Source organism: Novosphingobium taihuense, from assembly GCF_007830315.1.
Taxonomy (GTDB): domain Bacteria; phylum Pseudomonadota; class Alphaproteobacteria; order Sphingomonadales; family Sphingomonadaceae; genus Novosphingobium; species Novosphingobium taihuense.
Map to the genome: position 1 here is coordinate 23,900 of NZ_VLKJ01000002.1, position 17,255 is coordinate 41,154.

Below are 17,255 nucleotides of genomic sequence, written 5' to 3' on the forward strand. Positions count from 1 at the left end.
AAACAACCTTATCCGGCAAGATGCCTCAAGGACTTTACTGTTGTCCCAATCCGCTGCTCAGGACGTTCTGTCCCTCTTCCTTGCCAATTGCACCAGCAACCCGGACGCGCCGTTCCTGATCTCGCCTGACGGAGCTGCCCTGAGCTATGCTGCAGCACGCGGGAAGTCTGCCCGACTGGCGCATGCCTTCCGCGCGGCAGGCGTCAAGCCTGGTGACCGCGTGGCGATACAGGTGGAGAAATCACAGACCGCGTTGCTGACCTGGCTGGCGGCACTTCAGGCAGGCGCGGTCTATCTGCCGCTGAACACGGGCTACACCGTGGGCGAGTTGCGCTATTTCCTGGGCGATGCAAAGCCTGCGCTGGTGCTCTGCCGGACAGAGGACGAAGCGGCAATGGCAGCGCTGTGCAGCGACCTGGGCGTTCCCGCCCTGCTGACGCTCGATGCGGCGGGCACCGCCGGATCGCTGGTCGATGCCGCTGTGGGGCAACCGGACACTTTCGATGCGGTGCCGGTTGAAGCCGGCGATCTTGCGGCGATCCTCTACACCTCCGGCACTACCGGTCGCTCGAAAGGGGCCATGCTGAGCCATGCAAACCTCACCTCCAATGCGCTGACGCTGCTCGATTACTGGCGCTTCACCAGCGCAGACCGGCTACTCCATGCCCTGCCTATCTTTCACACGCATGGCCTGTTTGTTGCCACCAACCTGACGATTGCCGCAGGCTCTGCGATGATCTTCGTCGAACGGTTCGATGCCGGTGAACTGGTCAGGCTCATGCCCCAGGCCTCGGTGCTGATGGGCGTGCCGACATTCTATTCCCGCCTGCTCGCCCAGCCCGGTTTCACGCGCGAACTTGCGCAGGGGATGCGCCTGTTCATCTCGGGCTCGGCACCGCTCTCGGCCGAAGTGCACAAGGATTTCAGCACCTTGACCGGCCATGCCATTCTTGAACGCTATGGCATGACCGAAACCAACATGAATACCTCGAACCCTTATGAGGGCACGCGCAAGCCGGGCAGCGTCGGGTACCCGTTGCCGGGCGTGGCCTTGCGCATTGCCGATCCGGAAAGCGGGACGGCGCTGGCTCAGGGCGAGATCGGAGTGATCGAAGTCAAGGGCCCCAATGTCTTTGGGGGCTACTGGCAGATGCCCGAAAAAACCGCCGAGGAATTCCGGGCAGACGGTTACTTCATCACCGGGGACCTCGGATTCATCGATGCGGATGGCTACGTCCATATCGTCGGGCGGGCCAAGGACCTGATCATTGCAGGGGGCTTCAACATCTACCCCGCCGAAGTCGAAGCCGCGCTGGACGAGATTCCCGGCATTGCCGAGAGCGCAGTGATCGGCGTGCCCCATGCAGATTTGGGCGAAGCCGTCGTCGCGGTAGTGAAGGCGACAGATCCTGCACTGGATCAAACGGCCGTGACCAGCGCCCTTGCCGACCGCCTCGCCCGTTTCAAGCAACCGCGCGCGGTGGTGTTCGTGGACGAACTGCCGCGCAACACGATGGGCAAGGTGCAGAAGGCGTTGCTGCGCGAGGCTCACGCGGGCCTTTTCGCGGGTTGAGCGTAGCGCGATGATCCTCCTGTCCATCGCGATCCTCGTCGCGATCTTTGCTGCGGCGGTTTGGCTCCCAGTCAACATGGGGCTGATCGGCCTTACCGCAGCGTTGGCTCTTGGTGTTTTCGGCGCAGGCCTTCCGGTCAAGGACATTCTGGCAGGATTCCCGGCGGACCTGTTCCTGACCCTGCTCGGTATTACCTACCTGTTCGGCATCGCAAGCCGGAATGGTGCGATCGACTGGCTGGTCGCGCGGGCCGCAGCACTGCTTGGACGCCATACGGCTCTGGTGCCGCTGCTGGTGTTCATGGTCGCAGGCACACTGACCGGCCTTGGCGCGATGGGGCCTGCTGCCGTTGCCATTGTCGCGCCGGTGGCCATGAGGCTCGCGCGCAGCCATGGCTTCTCGCCGCTGATGATGGGCCTGCTCGTCGTTCATGGCGCGCAGGCGGGCAGCTTCTCGCCGATCTCGATCTATGGCGGCATCACTGCCAAAGTGCTCGGGCAAAGCGGTATCGCGCCCGATGCGCAGTACCTGTTCCTTGCCAGCGCTGCGTTCAACGCTGCCATTGCCCTGCTGGTCTGGGCATTCTTCATCCGGCGTGAAGCGGTGGCGGGCGCCGGGCATGAATCCCACCTCGAACCCGTTGAACTTGATCGCAACGGTGCATGGACACTTGCTGGCCTTGCCACGCTGGCAGCAGGCGCGCTGCTGTTCAAGATCGACATCGGGTTCATGGCACTGCTGGTGATCCTCGCCCTAGCCGTGGTCGCGCCGCGCACGCAGGATGGCGCGCTAAAGCAGGTCGACTGGTCGACGATCCTGCTGATTTCGGGGATCGTGATCTATGTCAGCCTGCTTGACCGGATCGGCACACTTGATGCGGTCAGCGCGATGATCGAACGCGTCGGCTCGCCGATGCTGGCGGTGCTGCTGTTGTGCTATCTCGCAGGCGTGGTCTCGGCCTTCGCCTCCTCGACAGCGCTGCTGGGCGTGATCATTCCGCTCAGCCTTCCGATCCTTGCCGCAGGACAATTGCCGGTGATGCCGGTTGTCGCCGCCATCTGCATCGCAAACACCATCGTCGATACTTCGCCCTTCTCGACCAATGGAGCGCTGATCGTCGGCAATGCACCTGAGGACGAGCGGCCCGCGATGCTGCGCAAGCTGCTGGGCTATGCCGCGATCATCGTAGGCATAGGACCGTTGCTGGCCTGGGCGGCATTTGTGGGACTTGGCAGCCTCTAGAGCTTCACCACCCGCATCGATGGCACGATGTTCTCAGCCGCATTGATCCAGCGCCAAAGGCCAGTGCCCGAGCGATGGCCCGCTAGGTCGACCCAGTTGCCAAAACCGGGGTCCGCATCGGCGCAGACCACGACCACGCGGCCATCCGCCTCGTACTTTGCCATGGAATTGTTGAGCCAGACCTTCTGGTGAACGTGGTCCAGCGATTCCATCCACCAGTTGTCGATCTGCAAGTTCCACATGCGGCAGTCGGGGACTGGCGTCTCGATCACGAGAGCCTCGCCCGGCTGGAGATCGAAGTAGAAGTGCCCGTACCATATGTTGGGATCGCCGCCTGCCTTCCAGAATATCTCCTGCGGGGCGTCATAGAACTGGTTCGGGTGGGCCTTGAACCATTCCGACCAGTTGGCGAAAGTGTTCGCGGTTCCCTTGGCCCATGCGGCTGACGCCATGAGTTGCTGTTCGATCAGTTCGGGCGTCAGCAAAGCGGGCACTGCGGGCCCTGCGCTGATCCGCTCGACCGTGATGTCGGCGGGGACTTGCGTCTTCTTGTCGTCAAAGGTCTGACGCACGATCAGCAGAGTAGTGTCATCGGCCATGGGCAGCCAGTTGCCCGGTTGCGGATCGCGGCTGGCGATGATCTCGAACGTACCGTCCGGGCCGAATTCCATCTGCGCAAACTCGATCTCGCCGGTCGAGGCCATGGTGCCGTCGATGGCGTAACGGTTGGCCTTGCTGCCGATCGAGAAATAGGGGACCGAGTTGCGCTTGCCGGTGATGCGATAGGTGCGATCACCGCGCACGACGCACTGCTGGTAGAGGTTGTCGGGATTGTCCGCACCGATCTTGATCTTGTCGTCGCACAGCAGGAACAGGCGCGGAAAATCGGGGTCAGCGCTGTCGACCAGCATGTTGAGCGCCGTGCGCGCAAGGCGGCTAAGGTAACGCAGGCCCTCAGCCTGATCGAGCGCGCTCATCGGCGTGGACGGCCGGGCGAGAACGTCACCCGCTTCGGCCAATTGTGCGCAGAACTTGCGCCAGACATGGTCCAGAGAACCAACATTGGTGGAGGGGGCAGTCACGGTCTCATCCTGCCAATTGACCGCCATCGACCGTAAACAGCGAGCCGGTGATCTTGCGCGCCTTGTCGCTGGCCAGGAATGCAAACATCTCGGCGATGTCCTCGGGCTGGCACGCACCGTCAACCAGCTTGGGCGCGTTGCGCATCATCAGTGCCCAGTCCACGCCCTCGGGGGGAAGGGTGTTCTGGGTCATCGGGGTGATGACATGCCCCGGACAGATGGCATTGATCCGCACGCCTGCCGCCGCATATTCGATGGCGAGGCCCTTGGTGATCGCCGCCACCGCGTGTTTCGATGCCGAATATGCCGCGTTGTAGGGCTGGCCCTGCAGCGCTGCAGTCGATGCGGTGTTGACGATATTGCCCTTGCTTTCGAGCAGGTGCGGCATCGCTGCCTGGCAGATCACGAACACGCTGGTTGCGTTGACGTGCATCAGAAGGTCGAAGTCTTCCGCTGCGAACGTGTCGGACGGACCCCACTTGAGCAGACCGGCAATGTTGCAGACGATGTCGAGACCGCCCTGAGCGGCGGTAGCCACCAGCGCGCGGCACGAACCGTAGTCAGTCGCATCATAGGCCTGCACCACGGGCGCAGACTGGCAAGCGGCGGCAATCATCGCCGCCGTCTCCTCGAGCCCTGCAAGGTTGCGATCGCCGATGGTGAGCGCAGCGCCCTCCGTTGCAAAGCGGATGGCAGTGGCGCGGCCTATTCCAGAGGCCGCGCCGGTCACCAGCGCCCTTTTGCCCGCAAAGAGCATCAGAACTTCACGCCCAGCGTGAGGCCATAAGTGCGCGGATCGGGGAAGTACCCCACCGTAAGGCCGCCAAACCCCGGACCGAAGTCGATGAAGTTTGAGGGATCGCGTTCCTTTGTCAGGTTCTTGACCCACAGCGCGAGCTCGGCCTTGGCCCCGCCCAGCGGCACTTCCGAAACTGCAGCGCGCAAGTTCACGATCGTGCGGCCTTTCGACCTGGTGTTGTTGGCGTTCTGTGCCGAAGGGTTGGTCGTCACCAGCGCATAGGGGAAGGTGTAGTAGCTGGAGACATAATTGATATCGCCGTTGACGTTCAGGCGCCCCCAGTTGCCCTGCGCCACCCGAAGATCGACGCCTGCTGCAGCCGTCGTCTTGGGCGTGTGCGGGAAGGCGCGGTTCTTGGCAACGTTGGTATCAACGCCGTTCACCGCCTCGATGTAGTTCTTGTACTGTGGGTCGAGGAACGCGAGCGAGCCATTGATCGTCAGCACGTCGATCGGACGGAGTACCGTCTCGATTTCGAGACCCCGGATGCGGGCCGAGGCGGCGTTCTTCACGATCGAGGAGGCAGCGCCATTGGCCGTAAAGACCGAAAGCTGGATGTCCTTGTGCTCGTCCCAGAAGCCGGCGACGTTGAAGATCACCTTGCCATCGGCGAGGCGGGTCTTGACGCCGACTTCGTAACTGTCGACCGTTTCGGGGCGATAGGGATTGCAAAGCTCGAACGCGCCGGTTGGGCACGAAGCGGTCGGCGCACGGAAGTCGTTGGTTTCACCGTTGAACCCGCCAGACTTGAAGCCTTGCGCGAAGCGCGCATAAAGGTTGATGTTCTGGTTTGCCTGATATGCGAGGGTAATGGCCGGGTTGAAGCGGTTGTACTTCGCATCCGGCACGCCGCCATAAGGGATGTTCGCCGCCACTGTGGGCGCGAAAATGCCGTTTGCCGGATCGAAGTTGACGCGCAGGAAGCGGCGCACGTCCTTCTTTTCGTGCGTGTAGCGGCCACCGAGAGTGACCTTCAGCGCGTCGGTGAAGTTGTAATCAAGCTGGGCGAATACCGCGAAAGCCTCGGTGTTCGAGCCATAATCCGACTGATAGGATGCACCGCCGCCAAAAAAGCTCTGCGGCCCCAGTGTTTCAGCCTTTTCCTTGTAGTAGAACACGCCCGCCACGTATTTGAGCTTGTCGCTCATGGCCTGTCCGGAAACCTGCAGTTCCTGGCTCCAGCTGTGGAAGCTGGTATCGCGCTGGGTCAAAGCCACGGGCAGCGGCGAACCATCAAGGTCAATCGAGTCCGCCCATTTCAGGTTGCGATAGGCCGTGATCGACTTGACCGTAGCACCGCCCAGATCAAGCGCGAGTGTCAGCGCATGTCCATATGTCCGTGAACGTTCGTAAAGCGGGTTGGCGTCAAGCGAGGCGGTCGACTGGCGGTCGGCACGATCGTAGAAATTCAGCGGAAAGAACGCACCGCCGAAAGCATAGCCTGGCGAGTTGGGATCGAAGATGTCTTCCGGGCGACCATTGCGGTTCACGCGGATCAGCTGGGCATAGTCCGGGCGCTGGTCGAACTTCGAATAATCGAACATGTAATCGGCAGTGAAGTTGCTGCCTTCGGGCTTGAACCGCAGCTGCACCATGCCGCTCTTGCCGTCGAGATCATTTGTGCGCCCTGTGCGGGCAGGCCCTGCGGCAACTGCCTGCGGATAGGGATTCGGCGTCAGCTTGATGAAGCCGTCGCGCTTCTGGATCTGGCCGGAAAGCTTCAATGAGAACGGACCCATCGCCGGAAGGTCGAGCACGGCGCGACCCTTCCAGTAGTTGAAGTTGCCGTAGCTGACCTCTCCCTTGAAGCCCAGTTCGCCGCTCGGCATCTTGGGCACGAGGTTCACGGCACCTGCCAGCGCATTGCGGCCATAGAGCGTACCCTGCGGCCCGCGCAGGATTTCGACGCGCTCCAGATCGGCCACGTCGAAGATCGAACCCTGTGCCTTGGCGATATAAACACCGTTCAGGTAGAGGCCGACCGCCGGTTCCCAGGTCACTGCCGGGTTGATCGTGACCGAGCCGCGAATGGCGATCTGCGAGATCGTCTTGTTTGACGGCGCGCGCTCGAACTTCACGTTCGGCGCGATCGAGCCGAGGCTGTCGATCGAGGTGATGCCGCGCGTCTCTAGGAACTGGCTGCTGACCGCCGAGATGGCGATCGGCACGTTCTGGATATTCTCCGAACGCTTCTGCGCAGTGACGACAATCTCGCCAATGCCGGAGTCGTTCTGGGCAGCACTATCCTGAGCAGCGTCCTGCGGGGCAGCCTGTGCGAATGCGGGGCCTGCGATAAAGGCAAGCGAGCTCAATGCCGTGGCGGCAAGCAGATTCCTCACGATGTCCTCTCCCTCTCGTGGATTCGTTCAGATACGCCGTTGCGTATTCCAATTCGGTTGAATGTCTATGTTTTTGAAACGAGATTGACAAGCGATTCTTGAAAATCGTAGCTGAATGCGTTTTTTGAATAGCTAATGTCTGCGCAGAATGGCCATTGCAGCAAGGAGGGCGACCCATGGAGCAGGCACGCGGCAAGGCAGGGCCGCTTCATCCGGAAAGCGTTTGGCGCACAAGCACTTGCACAGCATTGCCGCCACCGGGATCTCCGATACGGAGTTGGGGCCTTGCCATCGACGCGCCACTTCGTCTCGGTGACGCCGATGCGCACGACTGGGCTGGCGAAGCAGACGTGGTCATCGTCGGGCTGGGCGGCGCCGGGGTGTCCGCAGCGCTTGAAGCGCTTGAACAGGGCCTGTCGGTGATCGCGCTCGACCACTACGACGGCGGCGGCTCCTCGGCGGCAAATGGCGGGGTCTATTATGCGGGTGGAGGCACATCGATCCAGCGCGAGGCCGGCGTCGAGGATGATGCCGAGCGGATGGAAGCCTACTTGCACACAGAAGTGGGCGACGTGGTGCCCGAACACGCGCTCAAGGACTTCTGCGAGCGCAGTGCCGAGACGTTCGAATGGTTGCGCAGCCACGGCGCGCCTTTCAGCGCCACCCTCTATGGCAAGAAGACATCCTACCCGCCGCTCGACCGGTTCCTCTATCACCCCGACAGCAGCCTTGCCGAACCCTTCCGCAGCCACACCCCGCCCGCCGCGCGCGGACATCGCACGGTCCGGCGCAACGGCAACAAGCCCTGGGGCCTGGGCGCCGGGATCTGGGAGCCACTGCGCGATGCGGCGTTGGCGCGCGGCCTGCAACTCCACACCCAGGCCGAAGCGCGCCAGCTCGCACTGGATGAGACAGGGCGGGTCATCGGCGTGCGCGTCGAGATGTTCCGCGATCCAGCCATACGAGCGAAGCATTCGCGCCTTGTGGGCAAGGCCAACGCATGGATGGCGATGTTGCCTCCCACCTTCCCGGGCGCACGGTTGACCTATGCGCGGGGCTTCAAGTTCCTTGCCAAGGCGCGGGCACTTGAAAAGACAAGCCGCAGCAGCGCATGGTTCCGGGCGCGCAAGGGTGTGGTGCTCAGCGCGGGTGGCTTCATCTGCAATCCCGAAATGGTCCGCCATTTCGCTGCACCCTATGCTGCGGGCCTGCCCAACGGCACGCTGGGCGACAACGGCAGCGGCATCATGCTTGGCGTCACGGCCGGGGCTGCAACCGGCCTGATGGAGCGCGTATCGGCATGGCGCTTTCTCTCGCCGCCTGCCTCGTGGGGGCGCGGCATGCTGGTCGACGGAACCGGTGTGCGCTACGTCAACGAGACATGGTACGGCGCAAGGATCGGCGATGCGATGGTCGAGCGCCACGGCGGCCTGGGCTGGATCGTGCTCGATCGCAAGCTCTTCCGCCAGTCGCTGCGCGATGCCTTCGCACCCGAGACGTTAGCCTTCCAGCGCGACATCACGCTGGTCAACGCGCTGTTCGCAGCCGTGAAGGCCGGTTCCCCCGCCGCGCTTGCCGCAAAGCTCGGGTTTGATCCGGCGGTCTTCTCGCAGACCCTGGAGACCTACAACAGAGCCGCGCGGGGCGAGATCACCGATCCCCTGTACAAGACCGAGGCAGACCTGGCCGTGCTGGATGAAGGCCCGTTCTATGCCATCGACGCCTCGGTCGATGCACGCATGTTCCCCATCGCCTGCATGACAGTCGGCGGATTGCTGGTGGACGAGCGGACCGGCGCGGTCAAAGCGCTCGATGGTGGCCGGGTCGAAGGGCTTTACGCGGCGGGGCGGAATGCGGTCGGCATCTGCTCCAACCTCTATGTCAGCGGGCTGTCCTACGCCGATTGCGTGTGGTCAGGCAGACGTGCGGCACGGGCATTGGCTGCGCTCGAACTGAAACCGGGCAGCACGCAGGTCGAGGGAGAATGAAGTCATGATTCCAAGATTGCTGGACCGGGCCATGATCGTCGTCGGGGCGGGCACAGGAATTGGGGCGGCAACAGTCGAGCGCCTCTGTGCCGAAGGCGCTCGCGTCTGTGTTGCAGACGTGAACCTTGCAGCCGCGCAAAGCGTGGCAAACCGCATGACCGAGGCCGGGTACGAAGCGCACGCCAGTGCGGTTGACATCACCGACGAAGCCGCGGTCCACGCTTGCTTCGCCGATGTCGTCGCAAGGTTCGGCCGGCTTGATGGTGCGCACATCAACGCAGCGGACTTGCGCACGATCTTCCTCGATTCCGATGCGCTCTCGCTTGATCTGGCGGCATTTGACCGCACTCTGTCTGTAAACCTTCGCGGACATCTGCTGTGCACCCGCGCGGCGCTGCCACACCTGCTGCAAAGCGAACATGGCGCGATCGTCTATACGAGTTCGGACGCGTGGCTATCAGGCGAGCCGGAGCGGCCCTCCTATGCCGCTTCGAAAGGCGGCCTGAACGCTCTCATGCGGCATGTCGCAAGCAAATGGGGCAAGCAGGGTTTGACCGCCAATTGCGTTGCGCCGGGCTTTGTGATGACACCTGAGATGGTCGCAGGCGGCGCTGTCCCGCAAGACTGGATAGATCACTGCATCGCCCAGACCCGCAGCACCCGCCTTGGCAAGGTGGAGGACATCGCAGCAATGGTCGCCCTGCTGCTGTCGGACGACGGACGGTGGATCAACGGTCAGGTCATCCATGTGAACGGTGGCGCCCTGCTGACCTGACAGGTCAAAGGTCCAGGGTCAGGGTCCTACGGGCAGAATCACCGGCGCGAAGGTCGAGAGCAGTGCGGCATCGAGAACCTGTGCCTGCCCTGTAATGAACCCGGCAGCCGGGCTCGAAAGCCATAGCGCCACTTCCGCCACGTGCTGGGCGCTGCCCATGCCGCGCAAGGGCACCCGCGGAAGGGCCTGCGGATCGATCATGGCCACGTCAGCCGCACCGATCAGTGGCGTCTCCACGCCACCCGGGCAGATCGCATTGATCCTGGCCCCGCGCGCCGCAAAAGCGTCGACGCAGGACTTCACCAGCCCGACGATACCGTGCTTGGCCGCGCTATAGGCGGGATTGGCCGGATGCCCGACCACGCCTGCCGCCGAAGCGGTGACCACGACTGCGCCGCCCTGCGCGATCACCGGCTGTACCGCCTTGATGCCGCCGAAGGTGCCCTTCAGATTGATCGCCACGACCTTGTCGAAAAACGCCTCGTCCACGGTGTCGAGCCCTTCGGCAGCACCGTAGAAACCTGCGTTGAGAAAGGCGATGTCGAGCTGGCCTGCCTGCGCCAACACTGCGTCGACCATCGCCTGGTTGCTGGCATAGCTCGCAACATCGACCTCCACGGCACTGGCATTGCTGCCGATCTCGGCCGCAACCGCTTGCGCGCCTGCGAGATTGAGGTCCGCACAGAACACCCGCGCGCCTTCCTGAGCAAAGCGGATCGCCGCCGCGCGGCCGATACCCGATGCCGCGCCCGTGACCAGCGCGACCTTGCCTGCGAAAGTTCCGGCCATCCTCTTGTCTCCCTTATCGCCTCTCAGCCACGCAGTTCGGTCTTGAGTACCTTGCCCGCCGCATTGCGCGGCAGGTCCTCGACCAGCACGAAGCTGCGCGGCACCTTGTAGTTCGCCATGTTCTCGCGCGACCACGCGGTCAGCTCTGCTTCGGTCGCAGCCGCGCCGGGGCGCAGCACCACGTAGGCGCGGCCCACTTCGCCAAGCCGTTCGTCCGGCACGCCGACGACCGCCGCCATGCCGATCGCGGGGTGCTCGGCGAGCAGCTTCTCGACTTCCGCCGGATAGACATTGAAACCGCCCGAGATGTAGAGATCCTTCATCCGGTCGGTGATGCGCACATAGCCGCGCTCGTCCATCGTGCCGACATCGCCGGTATGGAGCCAGCCCTCGGCATCGATGGCCTCGGCAGTGGCTTGTGGGTTGTCGAGATAGCCGAGCATCACGCCTTGCCCCCGCACCTGCACCTCGCCGGTCTCTCCGCGCAGCACCTCGTTCCCGTCGGCATCGGCAATGCGCACCTCGTTGCCGGGGAAGGCCTTGCCGCAGGTGCGTGCGATGGTTTGAGCATCGTCACCCGGCACGCAAGTGGTGATATTGACGCACTCGGTCATGCCATAGGCGGTGATCAGGTCCACCATGCCAAGGTCGTTGCGGATGCGCTCGACCAGCGCTGGCGGCACGCTGGCCGCTCCGGTCGTCCCACCGCGCAAGGATGAGCAATCCCACTGCCGCTTGTCGAGTTCGGCCAGCAGCATCTGGAAGATCGTCGGCGGCCCCGGCATGAACGTGATCCGCTCACGCTCGATCAGGTCGATGGCCTGCGCCACGTCGAACTGCGGCATCGGAACGGCCACTGCACCCGCAAGAATGCAGGCCACCCAGCCCACCTTCATCCCGAAGGAATGGAAGAACGGATTGGCGATCAGGTAGCGGTCACCCTTGCGCAGGCCCGTATTCCGGCACCAGATCGCCGCCTGCGGCAGCACGCGGCCATAGGTCATCAGCACGCCCTTGGGGCTACCGGTCGTGCCGCTGGTAAAGAGGATGTCCGAAACCGTATCGGCATCGATGCCCGCCAAAGCGGCATCGACGGCCGGATCGTCGGCACCATTCCCACCCTGCGCCAGATCGCTTTCCGACAGGAGCGTCACTTCGAGCGCAGGCAGATCCTCGTCCGCGATCAGCGCGCGGTAATCGATGCCGAGGAAGCCCTCGACCGTGAACAACAGCTTCGCATTAGTGCGGCGCAGGATGTCCCCTGCCTCGCGCCCTTTCAAACGGGTGTTGAGCGTGACCACCGCCCCGCCGCAGGTCATCACCGCAATCGCGGCAACAATCCACTCGCGCGAATTGGGTGCCCAGATCGCCACCCGATCCTCTGCCCCAACGCCACGTGCCAGCAAGGCAGAAGCCGCCGCTCGGCTCCGCTGCCAAAGTTCGGCAAAAGTCCAGACCTCTCCATTCTCCAGCACCGCCGGAGCATCGGGCCAGGTCTGCGCCGCTGCCTGCGCAGCGTGGGGTATCGTCAGCGGAAGCGGATCGAGCACGACGGGTCAGGCCACTTCGAACAGGCCGGCAGCACCCATGCCGCCCGCCACGCACATCGATACAACCACGTATTTCACGCCCCGGCGCTTTCCCTCGATCAGGGCATGGCCGACCAGCCGCGATCCGGTCATGCCGAAGGGATGCCCGATGGCAATGCCGCCGCCATTGACGTTGAGCTTTTCCGGATCGATCCCAAGCTTCTGCTGACAATAGACCGCCTGCGAAGCGAAGGCCTCGTTGATCTCGAACAGGCCGATATCCTCGATCTTCAGGCCCGCACGGTTGAGCAGCTTGGGGATTGCGAAGACCGGGCCGATGCCCATTTCCTCCGCCCCGCAGCCTGCCACCTGGAAACCGCGATAGATGCCCAGCACCGGACGACCCTCGGCCTTTGCGGTATCGAGGTCCATCAGCACCTGCGCCGAAGCGCCATCAGACAACTGGCTGGCGTTGCCTGCCGTCACATGCTTGCCTTCAGCGATTACCTGTCCGTTCTTGAACACCGGCTTGAGGCCCGCCAGCGCCTCGTAGGTCGTGCCTGCGCGCACGCCCTCATCCTTGGCGAGCATAACCTCTTCCTTGCCGGTCTCGTTGCCTTCCTTGTCGAACAAGGCCTTGGTCACGGTGATCGGCACGATCTCGTCGTCGAACTTGCCCGCTGCCTGCGCAGCAGATGCGCGCTGTTGTGAAAGAGCCGCGAACCGGTCCTGCTCCTCGCGCGTCACGCCATAGCGTTCGGCCACGATCTCGGCCGTCTCGATCATCGCCATGTAAGCATACGGGTCTGCCGCCTTGATGAATTCTGAACGGTTGCGAAAGGTGGGCGCGCGCTTGTTCAACGTCAGCGAAATGCTTTCCATGCCGCCCGCCACGGCCACGTCGATCTCGTTGCACATGATTCCGCGCGCAGCCAGCGCGATGGCGTTGAGGCCGGAAGAACACTTGCGATCGAGCGTGAAACCGCCGGTCGTATCGGGCAGGACCGATCCGTGCACGGTCAGCCGCCCAAGGTTGTAGCTCTGCGTGTTCCAGTGGTTGCCGACGCCGAGGTAGACATCATCCACCCGCGCAGGATCGATCCCGGCCCGTGCGATGGCAGCATTGACCACGTGGGACGACAGGACCGGAGCTTCGGTGTCGTTGAAGGCTCCGCGATAGGCCTTGCCCACGCCGGTGCGGGCGGTCGAAACGATGGCGGCTTCACGCATGTTTGCGTCCTCTCAGGAAAATCCGTGCATGTTGGTCGGCCCGAAATAGGCCCGCATTTCGACGACCTTGCCGTCGTCGTTGAACTTGAACGTATCGATCACGTCGACATGCATGTCCTTGCCGCCAAGGTTCAGCAGGACCGAGAACGCGAAGGCGGCATAGGGCCCGCAGACGCGGATCGGCCCTTCGAGCCGCAGCTTCGCGCCCGTCTGCATCGAGGCGATGTAGAATTCGAGGATCGCGGCCTGCCCCACCTTGGGCTCGGTCCCGACCGGGTCTTCCACGCTCGCGTCGTCGGAAAAAAGCGCGGCCACCCGCTCCGGAGAACCGGCATCGAAGGCCGCGACATATTCGTGGACGGCGGCTTCCATGGTCTTGGCATCGGTCATCGCACTTACTCCGGAAAATAGCGGCTGATGGTATCGAGCACGCAGGCGGGCTTGTCCTGCCCCTCGATCTCGACGGTGACGCGCACGACCGACTGGATCGCGCCTTTCACTTCCGAGACCGAGACGATCTCACCCACACCGCGAATGCGGCTGCCGACCTTGACCGGCGAAAGGAAGCGCAGGCGGTCCGCGCCCACGTTCACCGCATGAGCAAAGCCGCGCACTTCGATCAGTTGGGGCAGGAAGTAGTTGACCAGGCTCATCGTCAGGTAACCGTGCGCGATGGCCCCCCCGAATGGCCCATCCTTCGCGCGCTCGACATCAACGTGGATCCACTGGTGATCGCCGGTCACATCGGCAAAGCCGTTGACCCGGTCCTGATCAATCGGCAACCACTCGGTCGGCGGCAGCTGCGTGCCTTCCCTGCCCAGCAGATCAGCCGGTTTCTCGAATACCACCGCCACGATCAGGCCCTCTGGCTTGAGACCGGGACGATCTCGCCGGTCATGTAGGAGGACAGGTCAGAGGCAAGGAACAGCATGACGTTGGCCACTTCCCACACCTCGGCGGGCCGCCCATAGGCCTCGGTCTTGACCAGCTCTGCAAGGCGCTCCTCGGTCGTCACCTTGGCAAGGAACGGATGCATGGCAAGGCTCGGCGCCACCGCATTGATGCGCACGCCATGATCCGCTGCCTCAAGCGCCGCACACCGGGTAAAGGCCATCACGCCAGCCTTCGCCGCCGCATAATGGGCCTGCCCCTTCTGCGCGCGCCAGCCCAGCACCGAGGCGTTGTTGACCATCACGCCCTTCTTCGCCGCATACATCGAAGGCAGGAACGCTCGCGTCATCCGGAACAGACTGGTCAGCGTCACGTCGAGAACGCGGCTCCACTGCTCGTCGGTCATGTCGATCACGTCGACTTCGCCGCCAAGACCGGCATTGTTGATCAGCACATCGACCGAGCCAAGTGCGGCCAGCGAGGCATCGCGAAGGCCCTGCACCGCTTCTTCGCTGGTCACGTCGCAGACGAATGTGGCCGGACGCTCGCAGCCGACTTCGGCGGCGATGCGGTCTGCCGCCTCGCCCAGACGACGCTCGTGGAAATCGCTGATGAGGACGCGCGCGCCCTCTTCGGAGGCACGTTTGGCGACCGCGAAGCCGATGCCGGTGCCGGCAGCGGCAGTCACGACCACCGTCTTGCCCTTCAGCATGCCTAGTGGCGTCGGATAAGGAGGAACGGGAACGCTCATGCTTGGCCTCTCGGTTCAAGTCTGGTCATTGCGAGCCACGAGGCTCGCGAGGAAGTCCCAGGCCGCGCTCGGCGATCAGGTTGCGCTGGATCTGGTTGGTGCCGCCGTAGATCGTGTCGGCACGGGCATAGAGAAACAGGTTGGGCAGTTGCGGCCACCCGTAGTGCGCGCTGGCCGAGACTTCCCCGGCCTGCCCCAGCACCTCCATGCCCAGCTCACCCAGATCGCGCCGCCACGTTGCCCACTGGATCTTGTAGGTCAGCGCAGCGCCGTCGATGGCGGCAAGATCGGTGCCCGAAAGCATCCGCAGCGCGCCATAGCGCATCAGGCGAAGGCCGATTTCCGCCCGCGCGATCTTCTGCCGCAGCACCGGATCGGAAGACTTGCCGTTGGCCTTGGCCGCATCGATCACGGCGTCCAGCTCGTTCCTGAACTGCATCTGCTGGCCCAGCGTGGAGACCCCGCGCTCGAACGCCAGCAGCGCCATCGCCACTTTCCACCCCTCGCCCTGCGCCCCCAGCATGGCATCGGCCGCACAGCGCGCGTCGGTGAGGAAGGTCTCGTTGAACTCAGCCTCCCCGTTGATCTGGCGGATCGGGCGCACCTCGATGCCCGGCTGGTCCATGTCCATCAGCAGGAACGAAAGCCCCTTCGGCCCCGCCGAACCCTCCTCGCTGCGCGCGACGACGAAGATCATGTCCGAATAGTGCGCAAGGCTGGTCCAGACCTTCTGGCCATTGACCACCCACTGCCCATCCTCCAGACGCGCCTTGGTCTTCACGTTGGCAAGGTCGGAACCGGCATTCGGCTCGGAATAGCCTTGGCACCAGATTTGCCGCCCCGCCGCGATCTCGGGCAGGTAGCGCGCCTTCTGCTCGTCTGATCCGAAAGCAAGGATCGTCGGCCCAGCCAGTTCCACACCGATGTGATTGATGCGGTTGGGAGCGCCCGCACGCGCATATTCCTCGGCAAAAATCACCTGCTGCGCGATGGTGGCATCGCGGCCACCCCATTCGCGCGGCCAGCCAATGCAACCCCAGCCCGCCTCGCCCAGCCGCTGCTCCCATTCCTTGCGACGCGGGATGGCGTCGCACAGGTTCGGAATGCCGCGAATGTCGGCAAACTCCCCTGTCATTTCCGCCTGCAGCCATTCCGCGCACTCGGCGCGGAAAGCTTCATCAGCCGGGGAAAAGCCGAGCTTCATGCAGCCGCGCCCAAAACTGCCGAGGCAACCTGCTCACGGTGCCACTGCCCATCGCCCAGCAGCGTCTGGATCGAACGTGCCCGCTTGAAGAACAGGTGCGCGTCATGCTCCCAGGTGAAGCCGATCCCGCCGTGAAGCTGGATCATGTTGCCCGCACACATGAAATAGGTGTCCGCGCAGAACGCCTTGGCCGAATGCAGCGCCACTTGCGCCTCGTCCGACCCTTCGTCCACCGCACAGGCCGCCCAGTAGACGGCAGAGCGCGCCTGCTCGATCTCGATCATCATATCGGCAAGGCGGTGCTTGTAGGCCTGGAACGAACCGATCTGCCGCCCGAACTGCACGCGCTCCTTCGAATACGCCACCGTGCGGTCAAGCGTCGCCTGCGCCCCGCCCAGCGCCTCGGCGGCAAGGCATATCCATCCGGCGGCAAGCGCGCCCGCAATCGCCGCATCGCCATCGGCCAGCCGCTCGCCCTGCGCGCCGTCGAGCGTCGCGGTGGCAAACGGACGCGTCTGGTCCATCGTGACATGGGCCTGCACGCTCACGCCCGCGCCCTTGAGGTCGACGATCCACGCCTCGCTGCCCGAATGCACCAGCAGAAGGTCAGCCGAAGCCCCATGCGGCAGGAACGGAAAGGTGCCCGAGATCCGGGCATCCATCACGCTGAGTTGCGGCGCCCATGCCACCGTCGCGATCAGTTCGCCCGCAGCCAGACGCGGCAGCCACTCGGCTTTCTGCGCTTCGGACCCACCGCGCGCGATGGCTTGCCCGATCATCACGTGGCCCAGCAACGGTAGCGCCGCCACCTGTGCCCCTGCAGCCTCGGCCACCTGCGCCATCTCGACCATGCCCAGCCCGGCACCGCCATGCTCTTCAGGCAGGCCGATCCCGGCAAGGCCAAGCTCGGTGGCGAACGAAGTCCACAACTCGCGGTCGATACCGTCCGCCGCCATGGCCCGCCTCGTGCGCTCGCTCGTCGCGTTCTCGGCAAAGAAGCCGCGCACGGTATCGGCGATCATCGCCTGTTCGTCGGTGAAGGCAAATTCCATTGTCTCTATC

15 protein-coding genes are annotated in these 17,255 nt (G+C 63.7%); 4 read left to right on the forward strand and 11 right to left on the reverse strand.

Going from position 1 to position 17,255, the window contains the following annotated elements:
- Window positions 1-40 precede the first annotated feature (40 nt).
- Both IQ25_RS05130 and IQ25_RS05135 read left to right on the forward strand, forming a co-directional pair.
- Complete coding sequence (locus IQ25_RS05130; protein ID WP_246415631.1) at window positions 41-1,573, forward strand: malonate--CoA ligase; 1,533 nt, start codon at window positions 41-43, stop codon at window positions 1,571-1,573.
- 10 nt (window positions 1,574-1,583) lie between these two features.
- Window positions 1,584-2,816 carry an SLC13 family permease gene (locus IQ25_RS05135; RefSeq protein ID WP_144903289.1) on the forward strand — a complete coding sequence of 411 codons (1,233 nt, stop codon included), beginning with the start codon at window positions 1,584-1,586 and terminating at the stop codon, window positions 2,814-2,816.
- Here the strand turns inward: IQ25_RS05135 and IQ25_RS05140 are convergent.
- Genes IQ25_RS05140 through IQ25_RS05150 form a run of 3 tightly spaced genes read right to left on the reverse strand, consistent with a single transcriptional unit; the run spans window position 2,813 to window position 7,036 of the window.
- Window positions 2,813-3,898: a DUF1214 domain-containing protein gene (locus tag IQ25_RS05140; RefSeq protein ID WP_258536951.1), complete on the reverse strand. Its 1,086-nt coding sequence runs from the start codon at window positions 3,896-3,898 to the stop codon at window positions 2,813-2,815. The two genes, IQ25_RS05135 and IQ25_RS05140, sit on opposite strands and share 4 nt — an antisense overlap.
- A 4-nt stretch (window positions 3,899-3,902) precedes the next feature.
- The gene (locus IQ25_RS05145; RefSeq protein WP_144903294.1) at window positions 3,903-4,655 is read right to left on the reverse strand and encodes an SDR family NAD(P)-dependent oxidoreductase; all 753 of its coding nucleotides are present in this window, start codon (window positions 4,653-4,655) and stop codon (window positions 3,903-3,905) included.
- On the reverse strand, window positions 4,655-7,036 hold the full coding sequence (locus IQ25_RS05150) for a TonB-dependent receptor (protein WP_144903297.1): 2,382 nt from the start codon (window positions 7,034-7,036) through the stop codon (window positions 4,655-4,657). The genes IQ25_RS05145 and IQ25_RS05150 overlap by 1 nt, the downstream gene beginning before the upstream one ends.
- A gap of 176 nt (window positions 7,037-7,212) precedes the next feature.
- On the opposite strand from IQ25_RS05150, the gene IQ25_RS05155 reads away from it, so the two are divergent.
- Both IQ25_RS05155 and IQ25_RS05160 read left to right on the forward strand, forming a co-directional pair.
- Window positions 7,213-9,024 carry an FAD-binding protein gene (locus IQ25_RS05155; RefSeq protein WP_144903299.1) on the forward strand — a complete coding sequence of 604 codons (1,812 nt, stop codon included), beginning with the start codon at window positions 7,213-7,215 and terminating at the stop codon, window positions 9,022-9,024.
- Between the two features lie 4 nt (window positions 9,025-9,028).
- Window positions 9,029-9,799, forward strand: coding sequence for an SDR family NAD(P)-dependent oxidoreductase (locus IQ25_RS05160; protein WP_144903302.1), 771 nt, complete (start codon window positions 9,029-9,031; stop codon window positions 9,797-9,799).
- 18 nt (window positions 9,800-9,817) lie between these two features.
- On the opposite strand, the gene IQ25_RS05165 is transcribed toward IQ25_RS05160, so the two are convergent.
- From IQ25_RS05165 to IQ25_RS05200, 8 genes are read right to left on the reverse strand one after another with little or no spacing between them, the layout of a single operon-like run.
- Window positions 9,818-10,588: an SDR family NAD(P)-dependent oxidoreductase gene (locus IQ25_RS05165; RefSeq protein WP_144903305.1), complete on the reverse strand. Its 771-nt coding sequence runs from the start codon at window positions 10,586-10,588 to the stop codon at window positions 9,818-9,820.
- Window positions 10,589-10,611: 23 nt separating this feature from the next.
- On the reverse strand, window positions 10,612-12,138 hold the full coding sequence (locus tag IQ25_RS05170; RefSeq protein WP_144903307.1) for a FadD3 family acyl-CoA ligase: 1,527 nt from the start codon (window positions 12,136-12,138) through the stop codon (window positions 10,612-10,614).
- A gap of 6 nt (window positions 12,139-12,144) precedes the next feature.
- Complete coding sequence (locus IQ25_RS05175) at window positions 12,145-13,347, reverse strand: acetyl-CoA C-acyltransferase (protein ID WP_144903310.1); 1,203 nt, start codon at window positions 13,345-13,347, stop codon at window positions 12,145-12,147.
- Between the two features lie 12 nt (window positions 13,348-13,359).
- On the reverse strand, window positions 13,360-13,737 hold the full coding sequence (locus IQ25_RS05180; RefSeq protein WP_144903313.1) for a steroid Delta-isomerase: 378 nt from the start codon (window positions 13,735-13,737) through the stop codon (window positions 13,360-13,362).
- A gap of 5 nt (window positions 13,738-13,742) precedes the next feature.
- Window positions 13,743-14,201 (reverse strand): MaoC family dehydratase, encoded by a 459-nt coding sequence (locus IQ25_RS05185; protein ID WP_181447188.1) that lies wholly within the window; start codon window positions 14,199-14,201, stop codon window positions 13,743-13,745.
- A gap of 2 nt (window positions 14,202-14,203) precedes the next feature.
- A complete protein-coding gene (locus tag IQ25_RS05190; RefSeq protein ID WP_144903318.1) occupies window positions 14,204-14,989 on the reverse strand; it encodes an SDR family oxidoreductase in 786 nt (261 codons plus the stop codon).
- Window positions 14,990-15,014: 25 nt separating this feature from the next.
- The gene (locus tag IQ25_RS05195; protein WP_144903320.1) at window positions 15,015-16,193 is read right to left on the reverse strand and encodes an acyl-CoA dehydrogenase family protein; all 1,179 of its coding nucleotides are present in this window, start codon (window positions 16,191-16,193) and stop codon (window positions 15,015-15,017) included.
- On the reverse strand, window positions 16,190-17,245 hold the full coding sequence (locus IQ25_RS05200) for an acyl-CoA dehydrogenase family protein (protein ID WP_144903323.1): 1,056 nt from the start codon (window positions 17,243-17,245) through the stop codon (window positions 16,190-16,192). Before IQ25_RS05200 ends, IQ25_RS05195 begins: the two co-directional genes overlap by 4 nt.
- Between the last annotated feature and the right edge of the window lie 10 nt (window positions 17,246-17,255).